This window comes from Sulfurovum sp. bin170, assembly GCF_010892395.1.
GTDB lineage: Bacteria > Campylobacterota > Campylobacteria > Campylobacterales > Sulfurovaceae > UBA1140.
In genome coordinates this window covers 1-5,130 of the sequence record NZ_JAACKB010000424.1, presented here as the reverse complement: position 1 = coordinate 5,130, position 5,130 = coordinate 1, and the positions used below count along the sequence as shown (strand labels likewise).

Genomic DNA, 5,130 nt, shown 5'->3' with positions numbered 1-5,130 from the left:
GAGTACCGAAAATATGTTTGAGTCCCTGCGTGACGCGATTATCATGTCCACGATTGTGGTATTTCTCTTCTTGGCAAGTTTCCGTCAAATCATCGTCATTATGATGAACATTCCCATCGTCTACGCTTCGACCATTGCCCTAATGTGGCTCGTTGGCATCGACTTCAAGTCATTACCCTCACAGCCATCATCTTAGCCCTTGGACTGCTTCTAGACGATACCGTCGTGGTCATGGAGAACATCGAAAGGCACTACCGTGAGCTTGGCAAAGACATCCACTCTGCTGTTTTTGACGGAACCAAAGAGATAATGTTCGCCGACCTAAGTGGAACTGTAACCACCATGATAGCCCTAGCTCCCATGCTTTTTGTGGGTGGTTATCCTCAAACGGTTTTTGCTCCATTGGTGGGGACGCTGCTCTTGGCATTGGTCGCTTCATACATCATCTCTGTGACGGCTGTTCCTCTTTTGTCGCTTTACTTTTTAAGTATCAAGAACCCTATTTTACTGCGTGTTGAAGATGCTTTTCACTCGGTGGTCTCTCGCGTCAATGACATCATTCAGTCCATGTTCGCTTCCATCGTCATCGCAGGAGTTAAGTTTAAATCGGTCGCTCTGCTCTATGGAGTTGTACTTATCGCCCTCTTTGTAACTTCGGTCAAAATTGTCATGCCTGTCGTCGGTCAAGAACTCATGCCACCAATGGACACAGGTGCTGTCAATATCAAAATAACCACCGAAGCCAACCTACCCATAGAAAAAAGTGAAGCGATAATGAAAGCCGTCAACAGCATCGTCCAAAGCCAAGGAAAGCTATTGAGACTCTCAGGAAGCATCGGAAGCGAAGCAGGAGTGATGAGTATCGGAAGTGGTGCAGGAGTTGACCATTTATCTATTGTGGCAACCTATGTCAACCGACACGAACGAGAAGAGGATATTTGGGAGATTGCTAGGTATCTACGAACTGAAATCGCCAAGATTCCCAATGTCAAACAGTTGGTTATTACCCCTTATGGAGCAACAGCCTTGGCAAGTATTCGAGCTTCTGTTGATACTCTGTTAAGCTCTCCTGATTATGAAAAGCTTCAAGAGGCAGGAGTCGAGGTAGAAAAAGCGATGAACAACACCCAAGGTATCATCTCGGTCTCTAAAACTTGGGACATGGACAAAGTGGTCTATAACCTTGAAATCAATGAACAAGAGGCGATGGAGTATGGTTTAAATCGCTCCGATGTCACAGCTCAAATACAGATGATGCTTCGTGGTGTTCCTGTGGCGACTTTCCCAAAAGCCAACTCAATGGATTATACGGTTAGGGTCTGGTTACCTCAAAAGCAGATAGATGATTTTAAAACCATTTTAACCACATTGATAGTCACTCCAAAAGGTAAAATACCTCTGAACAAAATAGCCACGGTTTCTTATAGTAAAGAGCCAAGCACCATTACACGAGATGGGTTAAACTACACGCTTGAAGTCTATGGAGACAGAGAGAAAGGGGCTATCTCACATATTATGGCAAATCTTGAAAAAGAGATGGCAAAGATTAGCATAGACCCAAGCATAGAGGTCGAACAGATAGGCGACGAGAAACAGTTTAAAGCATCAGCAGAGCGAATGGTTGGAGCTATCATCGTGGCAGTAGTATTAATACTCTTTACCCTCATAGCGATGTTTAACTCGATTAAGATTTCACTGATGGTACTCTTCTCTATTCCACTAACAGTTATAGGGGCTTCATGGACAATGTTAGCGATTGGTTATCATGTCTCCATGCCTGCGATGATGGGCTTTATGTTGCTCTCTGGGATTATTGTGAACAATGCCATTTTACTCATTCACTTTGCACTCGAACAGATGAGAGCTGGGATGAACAAAACCGAAGCGATGTTGGAGTCGATAAAGATACGAACTCGACCTGTATTGATGACGGCGTTTGCTGTATCTGTGGGGATGTTACCTGTGGCTCAGGGGTCTGCTATTGGGCTTGAGAGACTCGCTCCTCTTGGGGCTGTGGCGATTGGTGGGTTGATTGTTGGGACTTTTATGACGCTGGTTTTTATTCCTTTGGTGTTTGTTTGGTGGGTTGGGGAGGAGAATATAAAAAAGGTTTAGGGATTATCTAAACCTCTTTTATTTGGATTTTATATCTCTGAATGGATTTATAATTGTTAGTTGATTTTCTATCACTTGATTATGTTGCATATCTTCGCTAAAGACAATATTACAACCATTTTCTAAAGCTGTAGCCAATATCATTGAGTCATAAAATTGTAGTTTATATTTTCCCTTAAGCTCTATCCCTTTGAGTTGAGTCTGTAGGTTAAAATTGACAATAGGAAAGTTATCATTTAACTCTAAAACTGTTTCTCTAACTTCATCTGCATTAAGTTTAAATTTTCTAAAAAGTGTATTGGACAACTCATTAATAACCTGATTAGAGATAATAATTTGGTTGCTATACTGCTCTAAAATATCATTAGCTATCTCTTGCTTTTCAGGCTCATCTTCTGAATAAGAATAAATGACAATGTTCGTATCTAAAAAAACTTTATCGCTCATTGGCTTCATTTCTATCAAATTTAAACCCTTTGGTTTTTAAAGAAATAGCTCTTAGTTTTTTTCTCTTTGCAACAACTGGTTTTTTTTCCACTTTTACTTTAAATTCATGTTGTGGTAGATTATTTAAAAAATCCATGATGGTGTTGAAAATATTGTGATTATTTATATCTAATCTTATGGTTTGCATTTTGACTCCTTTTTATTTATTATCTTTAGTATAGCTAAAAAAATTAAAATTTACGGAAAGGAAACAAAAGCCATTTCCAATCCAATCTCTCTAAACCTATTAGCTCGTTCCAATATAAACTCTGATAATTTTTCTATAAAAATAGACTCCTCTTCAAGAAGAACTTCTCTCTCTATAATATCCTCTTCCAAAGTTTTAATAATCTTATCACACTCTTTAACTAAAACTTTAGAGATAAGCTTATAGTTCATTCCCACATCTTCTGCAAACTCTCGAAGTCGATAAGCAAACACTTCATTAGGGTTAAATTCATCTCCATAAGCCATTGCTAGATTGTGGTCAAAATCATACATCATTACGCAAAGCATATCATAAAAAGGTGTTGGCTTAATACCTCGTCTATCTACAAAAAAAGAGAAGTTCTTGCCATGAGCATCAGAATTTCCGATGATAAGATTAAACATCGCCCAATGGACCAACTCTAATTGTGCTATAGCAGGAACAGCACACTTTTTTGTCATAGCAAAAAGCTTTTTAAAACTTGCACCCTCTCGAATATGTGCAACATCTCGTAATGAACCAAAGTTTTGTTCATACTTGTAAGTTGGTGGTAAGTTTAGCATTTGACAACCATCTATAATATGTAGTCGTATCACAAAATCATCTTTGTAAATTCTATCAAACCTTTTAACCAACAACACAGGGTAACTCTCAAATCGTTTCAACTCCACATCAGCCACATTCAGACCTATTTTTTTAGCCAAAGTCATACAGAAAAGCTCATTAACCACAATGTGCAGATGTTTTTTAGTCTGAAACTTCATAATATGTGTTGAGCTAAGCGTACCATTTCCCAAACCAATTTTTTCATCTTTAATAATCACAGGCAATTTTGCTTGAACTCCTGCCAACGAGAGCCGAACAGTTTTATCCCAAATAGCGATACTTTTACTCTCTAGTTTTTCTATTCTATCGCTTAACTCTTTGGTTGGTATCTCTCTAAAAATAGCTTGATTAGCTTCATGGTTCTCTCCAAACATCAAAGCTCCTGCCGTGTCATAACCAATGGTGTGCATCATGGCAAAGGTATTATTTTTAGAGATATGTGCAAAGGTAGCAATATCTTCTAATCCCTCTCCCTCAGGGATAAGATTTTCTAAAAATCGTTTGATAATGCTTGATGAATATTTACCATTAAATGCTAAATGTGGAGAGATAACAAAGCCTTTTACTATCCAACTCTTATCGTACTCAAAGTGGTAATTTTCATCTTTATCTATTGAAAGTTTTCCTACTATTTTATTTTGCATACTAACTTTTAAACTATTCATCACTATTCCAATCTTTCATGTTCATCTCCATGCCTAATGCTTCCATAATTTGAAGCAGAGTGTTAAGTCTTACTCCCTCAAAACCATTTTCTATTTTGTTTAAGGTATGGGCTGAGATGTTGCAGAGCATGGCACAGTCAAGGGTATTTAAGCCTTGTTGTGTTCTTCTTGCTTTTATGAACTTTCCTATGGTTTCTAGGGTTATGGGTTTGTTGAATGATGGTGGTTGGGTTGGTTTTACTTTTTTTCCTTTAGTCATTTTTTACCTCAAAAAACTCTTTTAGTCTCTTTTCAAATGCTAAATATTCAGGACTATCACTAAGCTCTTCAAAAATAAAATCAACTATCTTATCTTCTATTAAAGAATAATTTTCTTTAAATTTATCTTCTGAATAATCTCCAATTTGTCTTACTAAACTTTTTTCATTATTATTAAATTTACTCTTAATTGTCTTTGAATTATCAGTTTCTTTAAATTCTTTTATACTTAAGTTTGTAAATTTAAATTCATCCTTTAAACATTCTGACTCAATATATCTATGAAACTTTGGATTTTTAAATAAATTTTTTAATGTAAACTTTTCTATATTATCTTCTACAGGAATAAAAGTGAACTCTTTTTTTAATTCTTCTATAGCTTGTTTTTGTAATTCTTTATTTAAATCCTCTTCAATATCTTTATCGAAAACTGTAACAACTTTAGCATTTACATAATAAGTATTTTTTAGTAAAGAAACCTCTAAAAGTTTTCTCCATCCACCAATTGGAATAATTGTAAAATAAAGTCTATATTTAAAATTTTTATCTATTTTATCTATGGTGTTTTTTAAAAACTTTTCTGCTAATTCATCTTCTACTAAAAGAACTTTATCGTAGTAGCTATGTTTATATAAATTTTTTGTTACATATGCAGGATATATAGGGTTTGATATAGTAATATGCCCATCATTATTTTCAAAATAGTAAATATCATTTGCATCAGAATTTTCTATAATCTGTAGAGAATGTGTGGCTACTATAAAAGTGATATTAAACTTTTTTCTAAATTGG

7 protein-coding genes are annotated in these 5,130 nt (G+C 35.9%); 2 read left to right on the top strand and 5 right to left on the bottom strand.

The genetic code is table 11. From position 1 onward, the window contains the following. Both GSY74_RS10100 and GSY74_RS10095 read left to right on the top strand, forming a co-directional pair. The coding region (locus GSY74_RS10100) for an efflux RND transporter permease subunit (protein ID WP_164664977.1) at positions 1-196 on the top strand (196 nt) is incomplete at its 5' end. Beyond that, positions 145-2,115, top strand: a complete 1,971-nt coding sequence (locus GSY74_RS10095; RefSeq protein WP_164664976.1) for an efflux RND transporter permease subunit — start codon at positions 145-147, stop codon at positions 2,113-2,115. The genes GSY74_RS10100 and GSY74_RS10095, both read left to right, overlap by 52 nt. A gap of 18 nt (positions 2,116-2,133) precedes the next feature. Here GSY74_RS10095 and GSY74_RS10090 read toward each other — a convergent pair whose 3' ends face one another. The 5 genes from GSY74_RS10090 to GSY74_RS10070 form a co-directional block, all read right to left on the bottom strand. Next, positions 2,134-2,562: a PIN domain-containing protein gene (locus tag GSY74_RS10090; protein ID WP_164664975.1), complete on the bottom strand. Its 429-nt coding sequence runs from the start codon at positions 2,560-2,562 to the stop codon at positions 2,134-2,136. Beyond that, the gene (locus GSY74_RS10085) at positions 2,552-2,749 is read right to left on the bottom strand and encodes a hypothetical protein (RefSeq protein ID WP_164664974.1); all 198 of its coding nucleotides are present in this window, start codon (positions 2,747-2,749) and stop codon (positions 2,552-2,554) included. Before GSY74_RS10085 ends, GSY74_RS10090 begins: the two co-directional genes overlap by 11 nt. Before the next feature lie 50 nt (positions 2,750-2,799). Continuing rightward, entirely contained in the window at positions 2,800-4,080 is a 1,281-nt protein-coding gene (locus GSY74_RS10080; protein WP_164664973.1) for a HipA domain-containing protein, read from the bottom strand. Next, a complete protein-coding gene (locus GSY74_RS10075) occupies positions 4,073-4,339 on the bottom strand; it encodes a helix-turn-helix domain-containing protein (RefSeq protein ID WP_164664972.1) in 267 nt (88 codons plus the stop codon). The genes GSY74_RS10080 and GSY74_RS10075 overlap by 8 nt, the downstream gene beginning before the upstream one ends. Next, positions 4,332-5,130: hypothetical protein (locus GSY74_RS10070; RefSeq protein WP_223157530.1), on the bottom strand; the 799-nt coding region annotated here is incomplete at its 5' end. The genes GSY74_RS10070 and GSY74_RS10075, both read right to left, overlap by 8 nt.